15 protein-coding genes are annotated in these 21398 nt (G+C 67.1%); 6 read left to right on the forward strand and 9 right to left on the reverse strand.

The window, feature by feature from the left end; translation table 11 throughout:
- Positions 1–113 precede the first annotated feature (113 nt).
- From HNP60_RS15465 to mutY, 5 genes are all read right to left on the reverse strand, one after another.
- The gene (locus HNP60_RS15465) at positions 114–3209 is read right to left on the reverse strand and encodes a TonB-dependent receptor plug domain-containing protein (protein ID WP_184155505.1); all 3096 of its coding nucleotides are present in this window, start codon (positions 3207–3209) and stop codon (positions 114–116) included.
- 315 nt (positions 3210–3524) lie between these two features.
- Positions 3525–4322 (reverse strand): inositol monophosphatase family protein, encoded by a 798-nt coding sequence (locus HNP60_RS15470; protein WP_184155508.1) that lies wholly within the window; start codon positions 4320–4322, stop codon positions 3525–3527.
- Positions 4309–5652, reverse strand: a complete 1344-nt coding sequence (locus HNP60_RS15475) for a TldD/PmbA family protein (protein ID WP_184155512.1) — start codon at positions 5650–5652, stop codon at positions 4309–4311. The genes HNP60_RS15470 and HNP60_RS15475 overlap by 14 nt, the downstream gene beginning before the upstream one ends.
- A gap of 133 nt (positions 5653–5785) precedes the next feature.
- Positions 5786–6691 (reverse strand): NAD(+) diphosphatase, encoded by a 906-nt coding sequence (gene nudC, locus HNP60_RS15480; protein ID WP_184155515.1) that lies wholly within the window; start codon positions 6689–6691, stop codon positions 5786–5788.
- Positions 6688–7779 (reverse strand): A/G-specific adenine glycosylase, encoded by a 1092-nt coding sequence (gene mutY / locus HNP60_RS15485; RefSeq protein ID WP_420825230.1) that lies wholly within the window; start codon positions 7777–7779, stop codon positions 6688–6690. The genes nudC and mutY overlap by 4 nt, the downstream gene beginning before the upstream one ends.
- Before the next feature lie 47 nt (positions 7780–7826).
- Between mutY and HNP60_RS15490 the strand changes: the two genes are divergently transcribed.
- From HNP60_RS15490 to HNP60_RS15510, 5 genes are all read left to right on the forward strand, one after another.
- Complete coding sequence (locus HNP60_RS15490; RefSeq protein WP_184155521.1) at positions 7827–8387, forward strand: DUF721 domain-containing protein; 561 nt, start codon at positions 7827–7829, stop codon at positions 8385–8387.
- 59 nt (positions 8388–8446) lie between these two features.
- Positions 8447–9157, forward strand: a complete 711-nt coding sequence (locus HNP60_RS15495; RefSeq protein ID WP_184155524.1) for a thioredoxin domain-containing protein — start codon at positions 8447–8449, stop codon at positions 9155–9157.
- A gap of 48 nt (positions 9158–9205) precedes the next feature.
- A complete protein-coding gene (locus HNP60_RS15500) occupies positions 9206–9949 on the forward strand; it encodes a DsbA family protein (RefSeq protein WP_260394946.1) in 744 nt (247 codons plus the stop codon).
- Positions 9950–10021: 72 nt separating this feature from the next.
- Positions 10022–13462, forward strand: a complete 3441-nt coding sequence (gene smc / locus HNP60_RS15505) for a chromosome segregation protein SMC (protein WP_184157121.1) — start codon at positions 10022–10024, stop codon at positions 13460–13462.
- Positions 13463–13829: 367 nt separating this feature from the next.
- Positions 13830–14606: a sulfotransferase domain-containing protein gene (locus tag HNP60_RS15510; protein WP_184053001.1), complete on the forward strand. Its 777-nt coding sequence runs from the start codon at positions 13830–13832 to the stop codon at positions 14604–14606.
- 438 nt (positions 14607–15044) lie between these two features.
- Here the strand turns inward: HNP60_RS15510 and HNP60_RS15515 are convergent, their stop codons facing one another.
- The 4 genes from HNP60_RS15515 to HNP60_RS15530 form a co-directional block, all read right to left on the reverse strand.
- Positions 15045–15473, reverse strand: coding sequence for a VOC family protein (locus tag HNP60_RS15515; protein ID WP_184155531.1), 429 nt, complete (start codon positions 15471–15473; stop codon positions 15045–15047).
- A gap of 207 nt (positions 15474–15680) precedes the next feature.
- A complete protein-coding gene (locus HNP60_RS15520; protein ID WP_014077506.1) occupies positions 15681–16232 on the reverse strand; it encodes a hypothetical protein in 552 nt (183 codons plus the stop codon).
- Between the two features lie 427 nt (positions 16233–16659).
- Entirely contained in the window at positions 16660–17571 is a 912-nt protein-coding gene (locus tag HNP60_RS15525) for a TauD/TfdA dioxygenase family protein (protein WP_184155534.1), read from the reverse strand.
- Positions 17572–17731: 160 nt separating this feature from the next.
- Positions 17732–18082 (reverse strand): hypothetical protein, encoded by a 351-nt coding sequence (locus HNP60_RS15530; protein WP_041392122.1) that lies wholly within the window; start codon positions 18080–18082, stop codon positions 17732–17734.
- 249 nt (positions 18083–18331) lie between these two features.
- Here HNP60_RS15530 and uvrA point away from each other — a divergent pair, with 249 nt between their 5' ends.
- On the forward strand, positions 18332–21346 hold the full coding sequence (gene uvrA / locus HNP60_RS15535; protein ID WP_184155537.1) for an excinuclease ABC subunit UvrA: 3015 nt from the start codon (positions 18332–18334) through the stop codon (positions 21344–21346).
- Positions 21347–21398: the final 52 nt, after the last annotated feature.

A 21398-nucleotide genomic window follows, 5' to 3' on the forward strand; every position in this document is an offset into this window, starting at 1 on the left:
CGAGGGAAAAAAGGACGGTCTCGCGACAAGCGCCGCGAGACCGCTCAGGGGGAAGAGGAGCCGGCGCATGGTTGCAGCATGCGCCCGCCCTGTCGGAGGGGCTGCCTCCGGACCTAGAAATCGACCCTGACGCCCACATAGAAGCGGCGGCCCAGCACATCATAGGTGCCCGCCGGGTCGGGCTCGCCCACGGCGGCGGTGGTGCCCGGGATGGCGCCGATGATGTTGGGATCGCGGTCGAACAGATTGTCGATGCCGCCCCGGATCTGGAACATGTCGTTCAGCCGGAACTGCGCCGAGAGATCGAAGATGTCGTAAGCGTTGGTGCGGGTCTGCGTGGCCGTGCTGTTGGTCACCCGCGCCGCATTGCGGGCCCGGGGGAAGTGGCGCCAGTTCATGCTCACCGTGCCGGGACCGAAGTCATAGCCCAGCGTGGTATTGAGCTTCCAGCGGAACTGCGCGCCATAAGGCGGCACGAAGATGGTCGAGCCGATCGAGTTGGCATAGTCGAAGACCGGGCCGCCCGGATTGTTCTGCACCTTGTAGTTGATGAGATAATTGTAGACGATGTTGGCGAACACCGCCCCGGTCTCGCCGATGCCCGGCGCCGGCAGGCTCCAGTCGAACTGCACGTCGATGCCGGAGGTCTGGATCAGGCCCAGATTCTCGAAGCTCGCCGTCGTCGCGATCCACTGGCCATTGGTCGTGTTGCGCGAGATGCGCTGGCAATATTCGTTGTTGGGATCGTAGTTCGGGTTGTTGCCCAGGCTGTTGAAGCATTCCTGGTAGACCAGCTGGGTGGAAGCGGGTGCGATCGCCCCGTCGATCGTGATGTGGTAGTAATCGACGGAGAGGCGGAGCGCCCGAAGAGCCTCGGCGTCGAAGGGTGAGTTGACCACGGCGCCCAGTGTCCAGGTCTTGGCCTTCTCGTTGTCGAGATTGGCATTGCCGCGCTGCAGGTCGCGGCCGAGCGCGAAGTAGCTCGGCACGTTGCCCACGAAGTTGTCGCCGATCGGAACGCCGCCCGAGAGCGCCGAACAGAGCGCCTGCACTTTCGCGCGATCCGGGTTGGACGCCACGTTGCCGTAAGTGGCGCGCGTGAACATCGAGCAGGGGTCATGATCGGGCCAGGGCACGGTCTGGAAGACCGGCGGCTGATAGAGCTCGGCCACGTTGGGCGCGCGGTTCGCCTGCTGGTAGCCGCCGCGCAGCTTCAGCCAGGGATTGACGTCCCAGTCCAACGTGGTCTTCCAGGTGAAGACGCCGCCGGTCGTGCTGTAGTCCGAATAGCGCGCGCCGGCATTGAGCGTGAGCGAGCGCACGAAGGGAAGATCACGCAGGATCGGCACCAGCACCTCGCCGTAGATCTCCTTGACGTTCACGTCGCCCTTGGTCGGCGAGGTATCGAACAGGCCGATGGTGAGCGAGGTCGTGTTGGTCGTGGAGAAAGCCGGGTCCGGCCGATACTCGAAGTCGTTCTTGCGATAGGCCGCGCCGAGGGCGAAGCGCAGGTCGCCGGCCGGAATCTCGGCAAGCGAGCCCTGCAGGTTCAGTTCCACCTGATCCTGCGCGAGGATCGTCTCGGTGTTGATCGGCGCACTGATGATGTCGATGCAGTCCTGGCTCACCGGCGTGTTCACAAAGGGATTGAGGCCGCTGGTGCAATGCGCCAGCATGCCGGTCCGCCCGTTATTGTAGTCCGCCCCGGCGCCGTAGTTCGGCCGGTTGATGAGTTCCTGATAGCGCGCGAGATCGGCGAAACCGCGGTAATTGGTGTTCTGCGATGTGCGGCCGTGCGACATGAAGATGTCGTAGGTCCAGTCGCGCACGCCCAGGTCGCCACGCGCGCCGAACAGCACTTCATAAGTATAGGTGGTGGTCGAGATCTGCCGCGGCCCGAGATAGTCCATCTGCTTGTACAGCGTCCAGGGCGCGTTCGGGTTGGCGCGCGAGTTGAGGATGGTCGCCAGTTCCGTGGGCACCGGATGCGCCGCATCATAGGGGATCGTCACCGACCACTGGTTGAAGGCCGGCGAGTAGCCGATGACTTCGGTCGTGGTGTCGTTCTGGTCGAAGCTCGCCTGCGTGTAGAAGGTCAGATTGTCGCTGACTTCGTAATGCGCCGCGGCGAACAGCGAGTAGCGCTCCAGCGGGCTCGACAGGAAGCCGGTGTAGCTGTTGGGCGAGAGCAGGCCGTTGTTGAGGAACTTGTTGTCCGGGTACAGCGATCCGGTGAAGCCGGGTGCCCGGGTGCCGGAACGCACGCCCGGCGAGACCGTGAACAGAGTCGCGCCGGCCGTGGTCGGTGCGGTGTTGAAGAAGAGCTGTGCCGTGCTGGGCACGTCGCCCGGGACGAAGCCCTTGGCGCCGAACACCGCATCATAGGCGGCCTGCGTGCCGTTGGTGGGCAGATAGCCGCCGAAGTTGGGCCAGGCGTTGCGGCCGGGCGTGTTCGGGTCCGTGAAGGCCGCCTCGAAGAAGGGCCGGTCGCGCAGATAGACCTGCGTGCGCTTCTGGTAAGTGAGGCCGATCATGGCATTGCCGCGATCGTCCGCGAAGTTGGAGCCGAGCAGCGTGGAGACCTTGTACTGCTCGCCATCGCCCCGGAAGGTCTGGCCGGCCTGCCCGTCGATCTGGACGCCCTGGAAATTGCGCTTGAGGATGAAGTTGACGACGCCGGCCACGGCGTCCGCGCCATAAGTGGCACCGGCGCCGCCGGTGATGATCTCCACATTGTCCACCGCGGCGGCGGGGATCGTGTTGAGGTCGACCACGAGGCTGGCATTGGCGGGCTGCGTGCGGCGGCCGTTCACCAGCACGAGCGTGCGGTTGCTGCCCAGGCCGCGCAGGTTGACCGTCGCGATGCCGGGGCTGCTGGTCGGTGTCGACTGGATGTCCGTCGCGCTGGTGATCTGGTTGGCGCCGGTGCCGAACTGCGGCAGCTTGTTCAGGCTCTGGTCGAAGCTCACTTCGCTGGACCGATTGAGCGCGTCGGCGGACAGCGTCACGATCGGCGTGTCGGAGGAATAGTCGCGGCGCGCGATGCGCGATCCGGTGATGACGATGGCCTGGTCTTCCGGCGCGGCGGCGGCCTGCGGCGTCACCGTGTCCTGGGCCAGTGCGCCGGCTGGAGCAAGCGCAAGCAGGTAAAGCGCACTACCCACGAAGAGCGGCGCGCGGACAGAGTTCGAGCGATAACGATGTTGCATGGTCCTCCCCTCCTATGTGCTGTGAGGTCGTTGCCCCAGCGTCGTCCGGATCTTTCCGGTGCGATGCGCGCCAGAATACCTAGCAATATAGCTATTGCAACATGATTTATTCGTGAGGAAGGTTTTCAGGCCTGAACGATTGAATCCGATATCTGCCGGGAACGGGCGCCACAACGCCGCTCCGCCGGCCTCCCGCAGCGGCAATTCTCCCCCGGTCTGCCGGTCATGCGGCGCCGGATTCGGCTCTTCGCGATGATCGTTACTGCCAGGATTCCGGCCTTCGCGAGACACGGATGATCCGGCGGACGGGGCGCTTTATCCCGCGCCGCGCATCTTCAGCGCCCGCTCGCGCAGGCGGGCAAGGCCGGCCTCATGGATTGCGGGCACGCCGCAGAGCAGGCCCGGCACGCGCGGGTCCGGCTTGTTGAAGCGGATCGGATCGCCGAGCGCGTCGGTGACGATGGCGCCTGCTTCCTGCGCGATCAGCGTGGCGGCGGCGATGTCCCATTCCCCGCTCAGGCGCAGGCCCGCGACGAGATCGGCTTCGTTGCCCGCGACCATCGCCATGCGCAGCGCGATGCCATTGGGCTTGGGCACCATCCGGTAATCCATGTCGACCCCGCGCATCGTGTCGAGCGGCACGCGCGCGCCCGCCAGCGTGGCCTGCGCCCCCACGGCAAGCCGTGCGCCATTGCGAAAGGCGCCTGCCCCGCGCGCGGCCCACCAGCGCTCCTGCCGGGCAGGCGCGGCCAGCACGCCCAGTTGCACGTCGCCGGCTTCCACCAGCGCGATCGAGATCGCCCATCCGGTGCGCCCGCGCACGAAATCGCGCGTGCCGTCGATCGGATCGACGACCCAGGCAAGCGGCGCATCGCTGCGTCCCGGTGTCTCGGCGCTTTCCTCGGAGAGCCATGCCGCGTCCGGCAGCAGCGCGCCGAGCCGCGCGCGCAGCAGTGCATCGACGGCAAGGTCGGCTTCGCACACCGGCTCGCCGGGCACTTTCTCCCAGGCCTTGCGGCTGGGCTCGCCCGGCGCCCAGTCCAGCATCGCGCGCGCCGCCGCTTCGTCGGCGATCGCCAGGAGATCGGGCAGCAGGCGATTATTCGCCGGCAATGGTCATCCCGTCGATGCGCAGGGTGGGCACGTTGATGGCATAGCGGAAGCTGAGGTCGTTTGCCGCCACGAGGCGCGCGAACATGTCCCGCAGATTGCCGGCGATGGTCACTTCCGCGACGGCATGGCCCACCGAGCCATTCTCGATCAGGAAGCCCGAGGCGCCGCGGCTGTAGTCGCCGGTCACCGGATTGACGCCATGGCCGATCAGTTCGGTGACGTAGAGCCCGCGCGAGACGTCCGCCATCAGCTCATGCGCCGAGGCCGTCCCGCCTTCGAGATGAACATTGCTCAGGCCCACGCCCGGCGCACCGCCGCCGCGCGTCGCGTGGCCGGTGGGTGCGAGGCCGAGCTGCCGGGCAGATGCGCTGTCCAGCAGCCAGTCGGTCAGGATGCCGCCATCCACGATGCGCTTCATCGCCGTCGGCAGCCCTTCCCCGTCGAACGGGCGCGAGCGCAGGCCGCGCTGGAGATGCGGATTGTCGATGAGGTTCAGCGTCGCGGGCAGCACCGGCTCGCCGCGCCGGTCGAGCAGGAAGCTCGCCTTGCGTGTCACCGCCGGGCCGGAGATCGCGCCGATCAGGTGGCCGATCAGGCTGTTGCCCACGCGCGGATCGAAGATGACCGGCATGGTGCCGCTGGCGACGCGCTTGGGGTTGAGCCGTCCGACCGCCCGGCTGCCCGCGCGCGTGCCGATGGCGTCCGCCGCCTCCAGGTCGCGCAGCTTGCGGGCGGTGTGGCTGGCATGGTCGCGCTGCATTCCCGCGCCTTCGCCGGCCAGCACGCTGGCCCAGAGCGAGTGGCTCGTCCCGGCATAGGCCCCGGCGAATCCATGGCTGGTGACGAGCGCGACCTGCGCGCGGCCGAAGCCGGCGCCGCCGCCTTCCGAATTGGTGACGCCGAGCACCGCACGCGCGGCATCTTCCACCGCCAGCGCGCGTTCGCGCAGCGCGGCGGGTTCGGGGATTTCAGGGTCCTCGATGTCGAGCGAGGGCAGTTTCTTGCGCATCAGCCGGTCTTCCGGCGCGAGCCCGGCATAGGCGTCTTCCGGCGCTTCCCGGGCCATGGCGATGACGCGCTCGACGAGCGTGTCCAGCGTGCGCGGCGCAAGATCGGACGAGGAGACGCTGGCCGAGCGATGGCCGACGAACACGCGCAGCCCGATATGCTCGGATTCGGAATTCTCCACATCCTCCAGCTGCCCGAGGCGGACCGTCACGCCCGAGGACGCGTCGCAGCCATAGACCGCGTCGGCGGCGTCCGCGCCGGCGCGGCGCGCGGCGGCGACGAGCGACTGGGCGCGATCAAGGGCTTCGTTGAGGCTGAGCATGGAGAGGGTCGTCCGGAATTCTGGAAAGGAGGCTGCGCTTTAGACATGCTATATAGGGGACGCAATGCGGCTCCGCCAGCGAGCCCCCGCCGGCGCGCCTCACCCCTTGGCTTTCAAACCCCGATGCAGCGTCTCACTCGCCCAGCCAGTGCCGCAGCATATGGTGCGCCACCGCAACCGGCGTGGGCGGCTGGAAGCGCGCGTCCGGCGCCTCGGCGAGGGCAGCGCGCACCTCCTCCCGGCTCACCCACATGGCTTCGGCGACTTCCTCCAGATCGAGCGTCAGCGCGCAGTCGAGCGCCTGCGCCGTGCAGGCGATCATGAGCTGGGAGGGGAAGGGCCAGGGCTGGCTGAACAGATAGTCCACGCGCCCGGTGCGGATGCCCGTTTCCTCCCACAGCTCGCGGCGCACCGCTTCCTCGATCGTCTCGCCAGGTTCCACGAAGCCCGCCAGCGCCGAGAAGCGCCCGGGCGGGAAGCGCGCGCCCCGCGCGATCAGCACCTTGTCCTCATATTCGGCGAGCATGATGACCACCGGATCGGTGCGGGGGAAATGCTCCGCGCCGCAGGTCCCGCACTGGCGCGACCAGCCGGCCTTCACCGGATGGGTGGGCGATCCGCAACAGGCGCAGAACTGGTGGCGGTCATGCCAGTCGACGAGGCTGCGCGCACCGGCATAGAGCGCCGCCTGATCGGGGCGAAGGTGCGGAACGATCTGCCAGACCTTCGGGGGAAAGACCGGCGGTTCGTGCGGCTTCTTCTCCACATGGAGCGCGATGAACAGCGGCACCCCGTCTTCCTGCAGCCCGAGCAGCGCATGGTCGGCAAGGCGCGCGCCGGGCTCGATCGGACCGGTAGCGAGCATGCCTTCATCGTCCGGGAGCGGATCGAGCCCATCGAGCCGCACGACGCGCGCGCGCGTGTCGGCCCAGGCGACAGAGAGCCGTTCGGGATGGACGCGCAGCTGGTCGGCACGGTCGAGCGTGCTTCCGGTGAAGGTGATTCCCCGTGCCTCGGGCGCGACGTTGCGGTTCATCATCCTTCCTCTCTCTCCTCGTCCTCATCGGGCGTCTCCTCGCGCACCGCCTGCGCGACGCGGGCGAACAGCGTCGGCAGCCCGGCTTCGCCGATCCTCCCGAGCGGCCACCATTGGCCATCGCCCAGCGCCTTGGCAAGCGCAGCGGACGAAGGCGTCACGGAGAGAAACAGGCGCGCGACGCTCAGCTCCAGCGCGAAATGGGTGAACACATGGCGCACCCGCCCTTCGATCAGCAGCCAGTCGCCGGGCCATGGGGGCGGCACCGTCTGCCCGTGATCTTCACGCCACTCGCTGGTGGGAAAGCCCAGCATGCCGCCGAGCAGGCCCCGCGCGGGGCGGCGCTGCAGCCACACCGCGCCCTCCGCCTCGATCCACCAGGCGGTGCCACGCCGTTCGGGCCGGGCCTTTTTCGGCGCCTTGACCGGGAAGCGCTCCGGGTCGCCCGCCGCGCGCGCGGCGCACATCTCCGCCAGTGGGCAGGCAAGGCAGGCGGGCTTGCGCGGCGTGCAGATCGTCGCGCCGAGGTCCATCATTGCCTGGGCGAAATCGCCGGCATCGGCCTCCGGCGTGATCCGGTCGGCAAGCATGCGCAGCTCGGCCTTCGCGGCCGGCAGCGGCGTCTCCACCGCGAAGAGGCGGCTCACCACGCGCTCGACATTGCCGTCCACCACCACGGCCCGGCGCCCGAAGGCGATGGCAGCGATGGCGGCGGCGGTATAGGCGCCCACGCCCGGCAGCGCCCGCAGCCCCGCCTCGTCATCCGGGAAGCGCCCGCCCGGCAAGGCCGCGACATGGCGCGCGCAGGCCAGCAGATTGCGGGCGCGCGCATAATAGCCAAGGCCCGCCCACGCAGCCATCAGGTCGCCATCCTCGGCGGCCGCCAGCGCCGCGACGTCCGGCCACCGCGCGAGGAAGCGCTCATAATAGGGAATAACGGCCGCCACCGTCGTCTGCTGGAGCATGATCTCGGACAGCCAGACCCGGTAGGGATCGGGCGGCGGCTCCCCCGGCGGGCTGCGCCAGGGCAGCAAGCGGGCATGGCAGCGATAATGCGCGAGCAGAGCGGCCGCCACATCGCGCTGCGCCATCAATAATCCGTCGACGGGCATGGCCCGGCTATGGCATGGACCCGGGGATGACGGAAACCCCCGAGAAGAAGACGCCGCGTGCACGCAAGGCAAAGGCCGGCAACATCGCCGCAGCGGCCGAGCGTCCGCGTGTCGGCGCGCCGCGCGCCATCGCGGATCTGATGCCGGACATCGGCCGGGCGGCGTTCCGCAAGTTCGGCTTCATCCAGTCGAGCATCGTCACGCGCTGGGCGGAGATCGTCGGGCAGCGTTATGCGGAACTGACCAGCCCCGAATCGATTCGCTTCCCGACCGGCCGGCGCTCCGGCGGCACCTTGCAGCTCGTCGTCGCCAGCGGCCATGCGCCGATGGTGCAGCATGTCGTGCCGGAGATCATCGAGCGGGTGAACCGCTTCTTCGGCTATGACGCCGTCTCCCGCGTGGCGATGCGCCAGGGCCAGGTCGTGCCGAGCGAGCCCGTGCGCCGCCCGCCGCCCGCCATGCTGCGCCCCATCCCGCAGGAGCTGGGCGAGGGCCTGCGCGAAGTGAGCGATCCGGAACTGCGGTCCGTCCTCGAATCCATGGCGCGCGGCCTTGCCAACGCGCCCCGGCCGCCGCGAATCAGCTAGTTTGATGCGCGGGGCCGCCGCCTGTTTCCCACCAGCCTGCTTCGGGAGGTTTTGACGAGATGCTGCGCCGTTTCCTCTCCTGTCTTGTCCTGCCCTTCATGCTCGCGGCGCCGGCCGTCGCGCCGGCCCAGCAGCGGGCGGCCGCCACGGACTGGACCAGCACCGTCACCATCGGCTCCAATGGCGCCTTCATCCTGGGCAATCCCAAGGCGCCCAACCGGCTCGTCGAGTATCTGAGCTACACCTGCTCGCACTGCGCGCATTTCCAGGCGGAAGGCGCGCCGCAGCTCAAGGCGCAGTGGATCCGGCGCGGCCTGCTCAGCCTCGAATTCCGCAATTATGTGCGCGATCCCTTTGACCTTGCCGCCGCCATGCTGGCGCGCTGCGGCGGGGCCGCGCGGTTCGCGGGCAATCACGAAACGCTTTTCGCCGGCTTCGAGGACTGGATGAAGCGGGCGCAGGCCTATGCGGATGCCCAGAAGGACGCCGCGCCCACCGAGGACCGGGTCGAGCAGATCACCGACATCGCGGACAAGACTGGCCTGATCGCCCGCCTCGCTCCGCGCGGCCTTGCGCCCGCCGCGCAGCGCCAGTGCCTTGCGGACAAGCAGGCGCTCAGCCAGGTGCTCGGCCTCACCGCAAGCGCATGGGATTCCAAGGAATTTTCCGGCACGCCCTTCTTCATCCTCAATGGTCGGCCGCTGGCGGACGTGCATGACTGGGCCGGGCTGCGGCCCCTGCTGCCGGCATTGCCCCGCTCCGGCAACTGAGCTAGACCCGCCGCATTTCCCGTCTCTACCTTCATTATGAGGCCCATCATGAAACGCCTTGTCGCTCTCCCCGCCGCTCTGGCCCTGATCGCACTTGCCGGCTGCGGCCAGCAGGATAGCGGTGCGAACGCAAGCGCGCCCGGCGGCAATGTCGCCGCCAAGGCCGCACCGGCGGGGTCGAGCTGGGCGCAGCAGGTCGTCGCGACGCCCGAGGGCGGCTTCCGCATGGGCAATCCCGATGCGCCGATCAAGCTCATCGAATTCGGCTCCTACACCTGCCCGCACTGCGCCGACTTCACCGAGCAATCGCACGAGCCGCTGGAGCGCGACTATGTGAACAGCGGCAAGGTGAGCTTCGAATATCGCAACTTCGTGCGCGATCCGCTGGATATCGCGGTGGCGCTGCTCGCGCGCTGCAGCGGGCCGGAAGCCTTCTTCCCGCTCAATGTCCAGTTCTTCGGCTATCAGGAAGGCATGATTCGCCAGCTCCAGTCGCAGGGCGAGGGTGCCTATCAGGCCGCCCTCACCTCGCCGCCCGAGCAGCGCTTCATCAAGGTCGCCGAGCTGGGCGGCCTGATCGAGTTCGCGAAGCAGCGGGGCATCCCCGAGGAGAAGGCCCGCCAGTGCCTGGCCGACGTCAAGACCGCCGAGGCGCTTGCATCCGGCGTCCAGCGGGATTCGGAAAAATATCAGATCACCGGCACGCCCACGCTCATCCTGAACGAGAAGCGGCTGGAGAATGCCGCGACCTGGCAGGCGCTCGAGGAGCAGCTCAAGGGCGCGGGCGCCTGATTGGACGCGGCCGGCGCACAGGGCGGCGCGATCGACCCGGCGCCGGAAACGGCCGGCGGCCCCGGCCGGGCGATGGAGCTGCGCCGTCTTAAGCTGACCGGCTTCAAGAGCTTCGTCGAGCCCACCGAACTGCGGATCGAGATCGGGCTGACCGGCATCGTCGGCCCCAATGGCTGCGGCAAGTCCAATCTGCTTGAGGCCATTCGCTGGGTGATGGGCGAATCCAGCCCCAAGTCCATGCGCGGCGGCGGCATGGATGACGTGATCTTCGCGGGCACGGCCACACGTCCGGCGCGCGATTTCGCCGAGGTGAGCCTGCTCGCCGTTCAGCCCCCCGGCACCGTGCTGCCGTCCATCGATCTCGGGCCGGAAGGCGAGCTGGAAGTCGTGCGCCGCATCGAGCGGGGCGCCGGCAGCGCCTATCGCGCCAATGGCCGCGACGTGCGCGCGAAGGACGTCTCGCTCATCTTCGCCGATGCTGCCACCGGTCCGCACAGCCCGGCGCTGGTCAGCCAGGGCAAGATCGCCGCCGTCATCGCCGCCCGGCCCGCCGAGCGCCGCGCGATGCTGGAGGAAGCGGCCGGCATCGCGGGCCTGCATGTCCGCCGCAAGGATGCCGAGCAGAAGCTGCGCGCCAGTGCTGCCAATCTTGCCCGGCTCGACGACATCCTCGCCGAGATGGACGTGCGCGCCGCCAGCCTGCGCCGTCAGGCCCGCGCGGCGGAGCGCTACACGGAACTCAGCGAGAAGATCCAGCTGGCCGAGGGTCGCGCTCTCTTCGCGCGCTATCGGGAAGCGGCGCAGGCCGCCGATCAGGCTGCCCGGGACGCGGAGACCGCCGAGGCGCTGGTGCGCACCGCGCAGGAGGCCCAGGCCGCTATCGCCGGCGAGGCCCAGCAAGCCATCGATGCGCTCGCGCAGGCCCGCGCCACCGCCAACAGCGCGCGCGAGGCCGCGGCGGAAGCCCGCTTCCGGCTCGAACGCCTGTCCTCGGAGCGGGACGAGTTCGTCCGCCGCATCGCCGATCTCGAAGGGCAGCTTGCCCGCATGGCGCAGGATCAGGAGCGCGAAGGCGCGCTTGCCATCGATGCCGCCGGGGCGATCGAGCGGCTGCAGGCGGAAGAGACGACGCTTGCCCAGCGCCTGAAGGAAGCGCGCGCCTCCCTCCCCGCTTTCGCCGCGCGCCTCGCCGAGGCCGAGCGCGCCAGCCGGGACAGCGAGGTTTCGCTCGCGCAGGCAATGGCGCGGCTCGCCGGCGAGCAAGCCGAGCGCCGCGTCGCGGAGGCCGGGCTCGCCACCGCCCGCCAGAAGCTGGCACGCGCGCAAGGCGAGGTCGAGCGCATCGCCACCGCGCTCGCCCAGCTGCCCGATCCGGCCCCCCTTGCCGAGCGGCAGGGCGCGGCCGAGCAGGCCCGCACGCAGGCCCTCGCCGACCGTGCCAATGCCGAGCAGCTCATGGCGGCCGCCGCCCTCGCGCGCGAGACGCAGACCGAGGCCGTCGCCACTCAGCAGCGCGTGCTGGCGGCGGCGAAGGCCACGGCGGCCGCGCTCGACAGCGAGGCGCGGGCCCTGGAGAAGGGCCTTGAAGGCGCGGGCAAGGGCGATCGCGCGATCGACAGCATCGGCGTCGATCCCGGCTATGAGCGCGCGCTGGCCGCCGCGCTCGGCGACGATCTCCAGGCCGCCCTCGGGGAGAATGGCCGCGCCCGCTGGTCCGGCGCCGCGATCACCACGGACGATCCGCCGCTGCCGGCCGATTGCGAGCCCCTCGCCGCGCATGTGCGCGCGCCCGACGCGCTGGCCCGGCGGCTGGCGCAGATCGCCGTCGCGCCCGAGGATGGCGGCCAGCCGCTCCATGTCGGCCAGCGCCTCGTCACGCTGGACGGGCGCCTGCGCCGCTGGGACGGCTTCGTCGCGCAGGAAGGCGGCGCGGCCGCTGCCGAACGCCTCATTCGCATCAATCGGCTGGAAGCGATCGCGCGGGAACGGCCCGGCATCGTGGCCGCGGTGGACGCGGCCGGTCAGGCGCTGGCTGCGGCGGAAGAGGCGCTGCGCCAGGCCAATGCGCAGGAGCGCGCCGCTCGCGCCGCCGCATCGGCCGCCGAGGATGCCGCGCGCGGTGCCGAGCGCACGCTGGCCGAGGTCGCGACCATGCTGGAGCGCGTGGCGGGCCGCCGCGCCGATCTGGACCGGCGCGCGGCCGAGGCCGCTGCCGATCACGCCGCGGCGGAGCAGGACATGACCGGCGCCCGCGCGGCGCTGGATGCCTTGCCGCAGGGCGAGGAAACCGCTGCCGAGGTCGCGCTGTTCAAGACCGCTGCCGAACGGTGTCGCGCCGCAATCGGGCAAGTGCAGGCCGAGCAGACCATGGTCGAGCGGGCGATCGGCACGGACGAGGAGCGTCACAAGGCGATCCGCGCCGAAGTCTCCGGCTGGCGCGCGCGGGCGGGTGACGCGGCGCGGCGCATCGCCGACATGAAGGCGCGCGCCGAGACGCTGGGCAATGATCTTGCGGCGATACGCGGCCGGCCCGAAGCCCTGTCCGCCGAACTCGACGCGCTGGCCGTGAGCGCGCGCGAAGGCGCCGAGCGCGCGGAAGAGGCCCGCCTCGCGGAGGCCGCCGCGCAGGATGCGCTCAGCGCGGCGGAAAAACGCCTCGCTGCCGCCAACGAGGCGCTGTCGGCCGCGCGCGAGGCTCGCGCCGGGGCGCTGGCCCGCGCCGAACATGCCGTCGCGCGCCGCAAGGATATCGGCCAGGCCTGCGGGGAGCGCTTCGCCTGCCCGCCGCCGGTGCTGCCCGGCAAGCTCGGCTTCGCCAGCGAGGAAGTGGGCCATGCCGCCGACGAGCAGGCCCGGCATGACAGGCTGGTGCTCGATCGCGCGCGCCTTGGCCCGGTCAATCTCGTGGCGGCCGCCGAGCTGGCCGAACTGGAGGAAACGCAGTCGAAAAGCCGCGCCGAGAGCGAGGAACTGACCACCGCGATCAATCAGCTGCGCGGCTCCATCGGCCATCTGAACCGCGAGGGCCGCCAGCGCCTGCTCGCCGCGTTCGAAGCGGTCAATGGCCATTTCCAGCGCCTGTTCACGACCCTGTTCGAAGGCGGCAGCGCGCATCTCGAACTCATCGAGAGCGACGATCCGCTGGAGGCGGGGCTGGAGATCATGGCCCAGCCGCCCGGCAAGCGCCTCACCACGCTGACGCTCCTGTCCGGCGGCGAGCAGGCGCTCACCGCCGTGGCGCTGATCTTCGGGCTGTTCCTCACCAATCCCGCGCCGATCTGCGTACTGGACGAAGTCGATGCGCCGCTCGACGATGCCAATATCGAGCGCTTCTGCGGCCTGCTCGACCAGATGGTGCGCGACACCGCGACCCGTTATCTCATCGTCACGCACAATGCGGTGACGATGAGCCGCATGCACCGCCTGTTCGGCGTCACCATGGTCGAGCACGGCGTGAGCCGGCTCGTCTCCGTCGATCTGCAGGCCGCCGAGGAGCTTCTGGCAGCGGAGTGAGCGCCCTGCCGTGGAGAACCTGGTCCATAGCTCCCTCCGCGGTGACGATGAGAAATTTACACCATCACATGCTGGGACCAAATATCTAACCCATCTCCAGCAGAACATGTTCGTTAATAGCTTCGCTTATGCGACGACCGCCTGAATGGGACGCTGATCTCATCGCTGGCCCACGATCGGCTGGCGCCGAGAAACTGGTGCGACGATTGCAACCATAAACGCCCAGGTAGCGCGATAGGAGGGGTAACGCCCGCAAATGCTGCCAAGTCGCTTGCATAACACCGCTCGGATCGGCACATGGCAACCTGGACTGCCAGTTATATGCTTCGCTGTCCTGCCTTTACAACCCAAGCAGCAGAGTCCTTCGATGCAAGTTTACTGGATCGCTTCCTACCCCCGATCGGGCAACACGTTTCTCCGCATTGTTTTACATCGCTTGTTTTTCGATGCTCGCTCAAACCTGCTGGATGATCGTCTTCCCGAATATGACCCAGGAAACCCTATCGAATTTATCGCAAAGGCGGAACGGATTTCGGAATCGACAGGCGTCGTTTGGGGAAAGACACACGCGCCGGCCCCTCTCGAAAGCCCCTCGGTAAAAACCCGCGGAGCATGCTATATTTACCGTCACCCGCTCGACGTCTTTTTGTCAGGACTAAATTATATTTACCTTCAGGCAGATAATTCTCGCTTTCGAGAATACTTCATTGAGGGAATTCCAAAGTCCGTTAAGCAAATCGCGCACGATGGCGAGCTAGGACATTACTTCGATCTTTTTTTAAGAGAAGATGGCCTTCAGCCGTTCGAGGCATTTTCAGGAAAGTTATCCGAAAATTTGCAGAGCTGGGCGGAACGGCATTGGTCGGATCCGCAGCGCATTCTCATCGTCAATTATGGTCGACTTGTTTCCGACACCGAGGAAGTTATCAAACAATTGCTACAGTCCGCCGAAATTGACCGACCAGATGCAGAGATCGTCAAAGCCGTTGAGTTCGCCAGAGCCGTGACCAAGCCGGACGGTGCATTCTATTGGCGCGGCGAAGGCGGTACATTCCGGAAATATCTTACGGCTGAGCAAATCGACATCTATTTTAATCGGTATGAAACGACCTGGCGACGTTTTGGGATCGAGCATCAAAGGTAAGAACGATTCACGTTGTTGAATAGCTTGGACGGTGTTGACAAAATCAAGGAAGTCCATGTGCTTCGACGAAGGCATATCTGTCCGTTATAAAGCAAGCATAGGTCGGAAGTCGCCTTCTTCTTTAGGGCTACAGCGCAGCTTGTCCCTGCGCGATAGCGAAATCGGAGCTGTCCTATTGGATAGGATTGAATCATGAAGTGTTGGAGCGCTGACGTCTTGGCTCTCTCTCCGCGAATACAGTAACATGCTAGCGAGCCCCGCAGCGGCAATGTCTTCGCTGATAGTGTAACTTTGTGCGACTTTGGCATCTAGGCCGGCGGGTTTGACAGACGACCTGCTAGGATCCGCCGCTCGAATTTATTCCCGCCGCCTAGAAAACATTGGCAGGAAGGGTGCCTGTTCAACGGAAGAAATGAATATCGATTAGCCCTAAGGGGGCTACATCTCGAACGTCAGCTTGACGGATGGCGCGCTACGCTCCGCTTCGCCGTGATACACCGCTTCGATATTGTTGCCGTCGGGATCGAGCAGGAAAGCGCCATAATAATCGGGATGATATCTGGCCCGCACCCCGGGTGCACCATTGTCCCGCCCGCCCGCTTCGAGACCCGCCGCGTAGAAGGCGTCCACCATCGCGCGATCGGCGGCCTGGAAAGCGAGATGATGGCGGCCGGTCAGGACACCGGCAGCCTCCGGACTGTCGGGCCCGGAGACGAACAGTTCATCCGCCCAGAAGTCATGCGGCGAATTGCTCTGCACGGGAATGTTCAGCACCTTGAAGATCGCCTCGTAGAAGCGCCGGCTCGCTGCCAGGTCGGCAACCACCAGTTGAATATGATCGATCAGTCGCCCGCGATGCAGTTCCATCAGAGCCTCTCCTTCGTCCCCTCGCAACGCAAGGGCCGCTCTTCGGTTTCGCCGCAGGAATGCCGGATGCCCGATCGGATCGCAAGGCAGTCATGCCCGGCGCGGCAAAGGGACGACCCGAACAGGAAGGCGGGCGAAGGCCTTCCGGCCTTCCCTGCACATTACCGCTGAGCGGAATTCCAGCCCGGCGTCAGCTGCCTCCGCGTCTCAGTTAGGCGCCTTGCTGATGTCCACCTTTTCGACCCATTCGGGATAGAAGGTCGGCTCGCGCGTGGACCAGCCGGCGGCGGTCGCGGCGGCTTCGCTGATCGACTGGAGCAGCGCGCGGCGGCGCTCGGGGTGGAGATGCGGCAGACTGGCGGCGGCGCAGAAGGCCCCCGGCAGCCAGGGCCGCGAATGCGCGCCGATCAGCCGCTCGTAGAGGAAGCGATAAGCGGAGAAGCTGTTGAGCCGGTTCTGCCCGAGATCGAAGGCCGAGACGGTGACCAGCGGCGCCATGAACGGCTCGACCTGATCGAGGCCGCTGTCGTCCGGCACCCGCGCCTTGATTTCCTGGAGACGGTCATAGAGGCGGGTCTGTGCGCGAATGCTGGCTTCCTCCACCACGTCGCGCCCCCAGGTCTGCATGGGTTCGCCGCGATGCAGGGCCACGTCGAGCGAGCGGCGGATATAGCGCTGGGTCGCGGCGGGGAAGGACGCGAATTCGCGCAATTCCGCCAGGGCGATGGCTCCGTCCGTCGGCTTAGCGTGCTGACCCATAGCTGCCTCCATCAATCGTGTCGTAACGTGATGATGAGCCCATGCGGGTTACTGGGAGCTTAAGCATCCGTTACGCAATATTCATGCAGCATAAGGGATCAGATTCCCTTGTGCGCCGCAACAGAAAAATGCGAAACATCGCACCGGAGCGGCACAAATTCTCGCCTTGAGTGGCAGAAAAAGGATAAATTCCGGGAGAAAACGACGCGTCGGGCCCTTCGCTCCACGAATGCCGCATCGCGAAAGAAAAACAGCGCCTTATCGCCAGTTCGTCATCGAACCCGCGCCCCGGTCACAGGCCGGGTGCGGGAAGTCTAGCCGCTCGCTGCGCAGGTTCAAGCCCCGCCGCCTCGGTTCGTCGCATCGCAGCTACGCCACGACTCATCGATCCGGCAAAGTCCCGGTCCAACCCGGGAATGGGCCGCCTTCAGATCGCCTTTGCCGGCTCGATCCGGGGCGCGCTCCTGAACAGTTCGCCGAAAGGATCGTCCTCGCCCTCAGGGGCGGGCGCCTCGCGCACGGTGGCGCGGCGCATGTCGCGCCGCTCGTTCCAGTCGAACTGGCCGCCCTTGTGGAACACGGCGAGATTGTCCCAGATCACCATGTCGCCCGGCGCATAGTCGACGCTGATGACATATTTGTCCTGGGTCACGAAGTCGTTGAGATAATCGATCAGTTCGCGGCTCTCTTCCCAGCTCCAGCCGACCACGCGATAGCAATGCGCCCCGGCGTAGATCATCTTGCGGCCCGAGCCCTTGTGCGGGGAGACGAGCTTGTGCACCGGCCGGTGGCGCTCCTCGATCTGCTCGCGCGTGATGTCGGCGCCACCCTGCTTGCGCGACCACCAGAGGCTGTGCTCGCATTCGAGCGTCTCGATGCGGTCCTTCACATCCTGGGGCAGGTCGTCATAGGCCGAGCGCGCGTCGGCAAACCAGGTCGGCCCGCCGGTCGAGGGCACCTCGACCGCGCGCAGCATCGAATAGGATGTGCGCAGGTCCATGAAGGACGAATCGGTGTGCCAGATCTGGTCGCCCTTGCGATAGGTCGTGGCAGCCGGGTCCCAGTTGATCTCGCCCTGCGCGTTGAGATTGCCGGCATTGAAGAGATAGAGGCGCGGCCTGCCCTCGCGGGGCGGCAGGCTTTCGAGATGGCCGAAGTTGCGCGCGAAGGCGATCTGCCCGTCATCGTCGAGCCCGGTAGCCCGATAGACAGTGACGCCCCATTGGTCCTGCAGGGCAATGAGCTGCTGTACCGTCTGCGGGTCCAGCGGCTTGCTGATGTCCACGCCGGAAATCTCTGCGCCGAAGCGGGGGGTTATGGGTGTAGCGGTAACAGCCATGACAACTCTCCTATCACGATAGGTATCTGTCGTGAATTGCGCTAGTTGTCAAGTTCCACTCTGGAAACGCGCTTGTCCCAGCCGGAAGCCGGCCATCCCTAACAAGGACCGGGCACCCGTTACGGCGCCCGCCCCTCATGCGCGGCGATGGCCCGGACGATCAGGGCTGGCGCGGCCCGCACTGGCTGTAGTCGCCCGCCTTGCAGGCCGCGACCGCCGCTTCCCAGCGCGCCTGGTCCTCGGCGGCCTTGGCCTTGATGGCGGCGACCTGCGCGTCATGCTCGCGCAGCGCCCGCTTGTAGGCGACGTCCCGCGCCGCCTGCTCCTCGGCCACAGCCGCCTTGCGCGCCTGATAGTCCGCGACCAGATCGGCGGCCAGCTTCGCCTGCTCGGCATTGAGCGCGCGGCGTTCCTCCTGGATTTCCGGCGGGTCCTGCGCCAGCGCGCCGCTTGCCATGCTCAACAGGGCTGCCGTGAGAAAAGCGCCCCGCATCAAGCTGCCATGTCGCATGTCTGTCTCCTTGCTGTCCATGTTCGCTGCCGTCCCGCCCGCGCGCCTTCCGGCGAACGCCGCAGGTGGAGGCTGCCCCTGAAATAGAGCCCGCCACCTTGACCTGCCATGACCAGGATCAAGACGGCGCGCCTCCCCTTCTCGCGAGACCATGCGACGACCCGTCGCCACCTGCCCTTGTTATTGCCCCCCTGCACTTCCTATCTTGCCCTCTGGATTCCCCGGAAGAACGAAGATAGAACAGCGGACATGAGTCTCACGACAATTTCCGTGCGCGGCGCGCGCGAGCACAATCTCAAGGGCGTGGACGTCGATCTGCCGCGCGATGCCCTCATCGTCATCACGGGCCTGTCGGGTTCGGGCAAGTCGAGCCTTGCCTTCGACACCATCTATGCCGAGGGCCAGCGGCGCTATGTCGAGTCCCTCTCGGCTTATGCGCGCCAGTTCCTGGAGATGATGCAGAAGCCGGATGTCGAGCATATCGACGGTCTCTCGCCGGCCATCAGCATCGAGCAGAAGACGACGAGCCGCAACCCGCGCTCCACGGTCGCCACCGTCACCGAGATCTACGATTATATGCGCCTGCTCTGGGCGCGCGTCGGCATCCCTTACTCGCCCGCGACCGGCCTGCCGATCAGCGCGCAGACGGTCAGCCAGATGGTCGACCGCGTGCTCGCGCTGCCGGAAGGCACGCGGCTCTACCTGCTCGCCCCGGTCGTGCGCGGCCGCAAGGGCGAATATCGCAAGGAGCTGGCGGAATGGCAGAAAGCCGGCTTCACGCGCGTGCGGATCGATGGGGAGTTCTACCCCATCGAGGAAGCGCCCGCGCTCGACAAGAAGTACAAGCATGACATCGAAGTGGTGGTGGACCGCATCGCGGTGAAGCCGGACATCGCCCAGCGCCTCGCCGAGAGCTTCGAGACCGCGCTCAAGCTGGCGGATGGCCTCGCTTATGTCGATCTGGCCGATGGGACGCTCGACTCCCTCGCCCCTTCAGGGGAGAGGGCCGGGGAGAGGGGCAACGCGTCCGAATTGCGCGAGATGCCCCAGAGCTTCAGCGCCGAATCCTCCCCCCTCCCCCCTGAAGGAGGGAGGGCTAACAAAGGCATGAAGAACGCCGGCATCCCCGCCAACCGCATCATCTTCTCGGAAAAATTCGCCTGTCCGGTCAGCGGCTTCACCATTCCCGAGATCGAGCCGCGCCTGTTCTCGTTCAACGCCCCCCAAGGCGCCTGCCCGGCCTGCGACGGCCTCGGCGAGAAGCTGGAGTTCGACGAGCAGCTCGTCGTCCCCAATGAGGCGCTGAGCCTCAAGAAGGGCGCCATCGTTCCCTGGGCCAAGTCCAACCCGCCCTCGCCATATTACATGCAGGTGCTGGCCTCGCTCGCCAAGGAGTTCGGCTTCAGCCTCGAGACGCCGTGGAACGAGCTGCCCGGCGAGGTCCGCCTCATCATCCTGCATGGCACCGGCGGCAAGCCGGTCACGCTCACCTTCCAGGATGGCCGCAAGTCCTATGATGTGCGCAAGCCCTTCGAAGGCGTGATCGGCAATCTCAATCGCCGCATGCTGCAGACGGAAAGCGCCTGGATGCGCGAGGAACTGGGCAAGTTCCAGACCGCCCAGCCCTGCGAGACCTGCGGCGGCGCGCGCCTCAAGCCCGAGGCGCTGGCGGTCAAGGTCGCCGGCACGGATATCGCCACGCCCACCCGCATGTCGGTCGTGGACGCGCTCGCCTGGTTCGCCGCGCTTCCCGCGCAGCTTGGCGAGCAGCAGAACCAGATTGCCCGCGCCATCCTCAAGGAGATCGACGAGCGGCTCGGCTTCCTCAACAATGTCGGCCTAGATTATCTCAATCTGGATCGCACCAGCGGCACGCTCTCCGGTGGCGAAAGCCAGCGCATCCGGCTCGCCAGCCAGATCGGCTCGGGCCTCTCGGGCGTACTTTACGTGCTGGACGAGCCCAGCATCGGCCTGCACCAGCGCGACAATGACATGCTGCTCGTGACCCTCAAGCGGCTTCGCGATCTCGGCAACACCGTCATCGTCGTGGAGCATGACGAGGATGCGATCCGCGCCGCCGATCATGTCGTGGACATGGGGCCGGGCGCGGGCGTGCATGGCGGCACCATCGTGGCGCAGGGCAGCCTCGCGGACGTGCTGGCGACGGAAGGCTCGCTCACGGCCGATTATCTCACCGGGGCGCGCGAGATCGCGGTGCCGGCGCGGCGCCGCAAGGGCAGCGGCAAGAAGCTCACCGTCAAGGGCGCGCGCGCGAACAATCTCAAGAGCGTGACCGCGAGCATCCCGCTCGGCACTTTCACTTGCATCACCGGCGTCTCCGGCTCGGGCAAGTCGAGCTTCACCATCGACACGCTTTATGCCACCAGCGCCCGCGCGCTCAATGGCGCCCGCGTCATTGCCGGCGCGCATGACAGGATCGAGGGGCTGGAACATCTCGACAAGGTGATCGACATCGATCAGTCGCCCATCGGCCGCACCCCGCGCTCCAACCCGGCGACCTATACCGGCGCCTTCACCAACATCCGCGACTGGTTCGCGGGCCTGCCCGAGGCGCAGGCGCGCGGCTACAAGCCGGGGCGTTTCTCCTTCAACGTGAAGGGCGGCCGCTGCGAGGTCTGTCAGGGCGACGGCGTCATCAAGATCGAGATGCACTTCCTGCCGGACGTCTATGTCACGTGCGAGGAATGCCACGGCAAGCGCTACAATCGCGAGACGCTGGAAGTGAAGTTCAAGGGCCACAGCATCGCCGACGTGCTGGACATGACGGTGGAAGACGCGGTCGAGTTCTTCAAGGCCGTGCCACCCATTCGCGACCGCATGGCCATGCTCGCCGAAGTGGGTCTTGGCTATGTGAAGGTCGGCCAGCAGGCGACGACGCTCTCCGGCGGCGAGGCCCAGCGGGTCAAGCTCGCCAAGGAGCTGAGCCGCCGCGCCACCGGCAACACGCTCTATATCCTCGACGAGCCCACCACCGGCCTCCATTTCGAGGATGTCCGCAAGCTGCTCGAAGTGCTCCATGCGCTCGTCGAGCAGGGCAACAGCGTCGTCGTCATCGAGCATAATCTCGATGTCATCAAGACGGCGGACTATATCATCGACCTCGGCCCCGAAGGCGGCGTCAAGGGCGGCGAGATCGTCGCGACCGGCACGCCCGAGCAGGTGGTGAAGGAGAAGCGCAGCTACACCGGCCACTATCTCGCGCCGCTGCTGGCAAAGGGCAGCGCGAAGGTGGCAGCGGAATAATCGCCCGCCCCGTCAGGGGAATGGCGAACGGAGCGCTGCGCGCGCCGGGGTG

Source organism: Sphingobium lignivorans (assembly GCF_014203955.1).
GTDB classification, from domain to species: Bacteria; Pseudomonadota; Alphaproteobacteria; order Sphingomonadales; family Sphingomonadaceae; genus Sphingobium; species Sphingobium lignivorans.

Bases quoted from the DNA above. Each gene is read 5' to 3' on its own strand.
- HNP60_RS15500 (WP_260394946.1), top strand. From the start codon at position 9,206: ATGAAACGCCTTGTCGCTCTCCCCGCCGCTCTGGCCCTGATCGCACTT.
- HNP60_RS15510 (WP_184053001.1), top strand. From the start codon at position 13,830: ATGCAAGTTTACTGGATCGCTTCCTACCCCCGATCGGGCAACACGTTT.
- uvrA (WP_184155537.1), top strand. From the start codon at position 18,332: ATGAGTCTCACGACAATTTCCGTGCGCGGCGCGCGCGAGCACAATCTC.
- nudC (WP_184155515.1), bottom strand. From the start codon at position 6,691: ATGATGAACCGCAACGTCGCGCCCGAGGCACGGGGAATCACCTTCACC.
- mutY (WP_420825230.1), bottom strand. From the start codon at position 7,779: ATGGCGCAGCGCGATGTGGCGGCCGCTCTGCTCGCGCATTATCGCTGC.
- HNP60_RS15475 (WP_184155512.1), bottom strand. From the start codon at position 5,652: ATGCTCAGCCTCAACGAAGCCCTTGATCGCGCCCAGTCGCTCGTCGCC.
- smc (WP_184157121.1), top strand. From the start codon at position 10,022: ATGGAGCTGCGCCGTCTTAAGCTGACCGGCTTCAAGAGCTTCGTCGAG.
- HNP60_RS15525 (WP_184155534.1), bottom strand. From the start codon at position 17,571: ATGGCTGTTACCGCTACACCCATAACCCCCCGCTTCGGCGCAGAGATT.
- HNP60_RS15515 (WP_184155531.1), bottom strand. From the start codon at position 15,473: ATGGAACTGCATCGCGGGCGACTGATCGATCATATTCAACTGGTGGTT.
- HNP60_RS15465 (WP_184155505.1), bottom strand. From the start codon at position 3,209: ATGCAACATCGTTATCGCTCGAACTCTGTCCGCGCGCCGCTCTTCGTG.
- HNP60_RS15495 (WP_184155524.1), top strand. From the start codon at position 8,447: ATGCTGCGCCGTTTCCTCTCCTGTCTTGTCCTGCCCTTCATGCTCGCG.
- HNP60_RS15520 (WP_014077506.1), bottom strand. From the start codon at position 16,232: ATGGGTCAGCACGCTAAGCCGACGGACGGAGCCATCGCCCTGGCGGAA.
- HNP60_RS15530 (WP_041392122.1), bottom strand. From the start codon at position 18,082: ATGCGACATGGCAGCTTGATGCGGGGCGCTTTTCTCACGGCAGCCCTG.
- HNP60_RS15490 (WP_184155521.1), top strand. From the start codon at position 7,827: ATGACGGAAACCCCCGAGAAGAAGACGCCGCGTGCACGCAAGGCAAAG.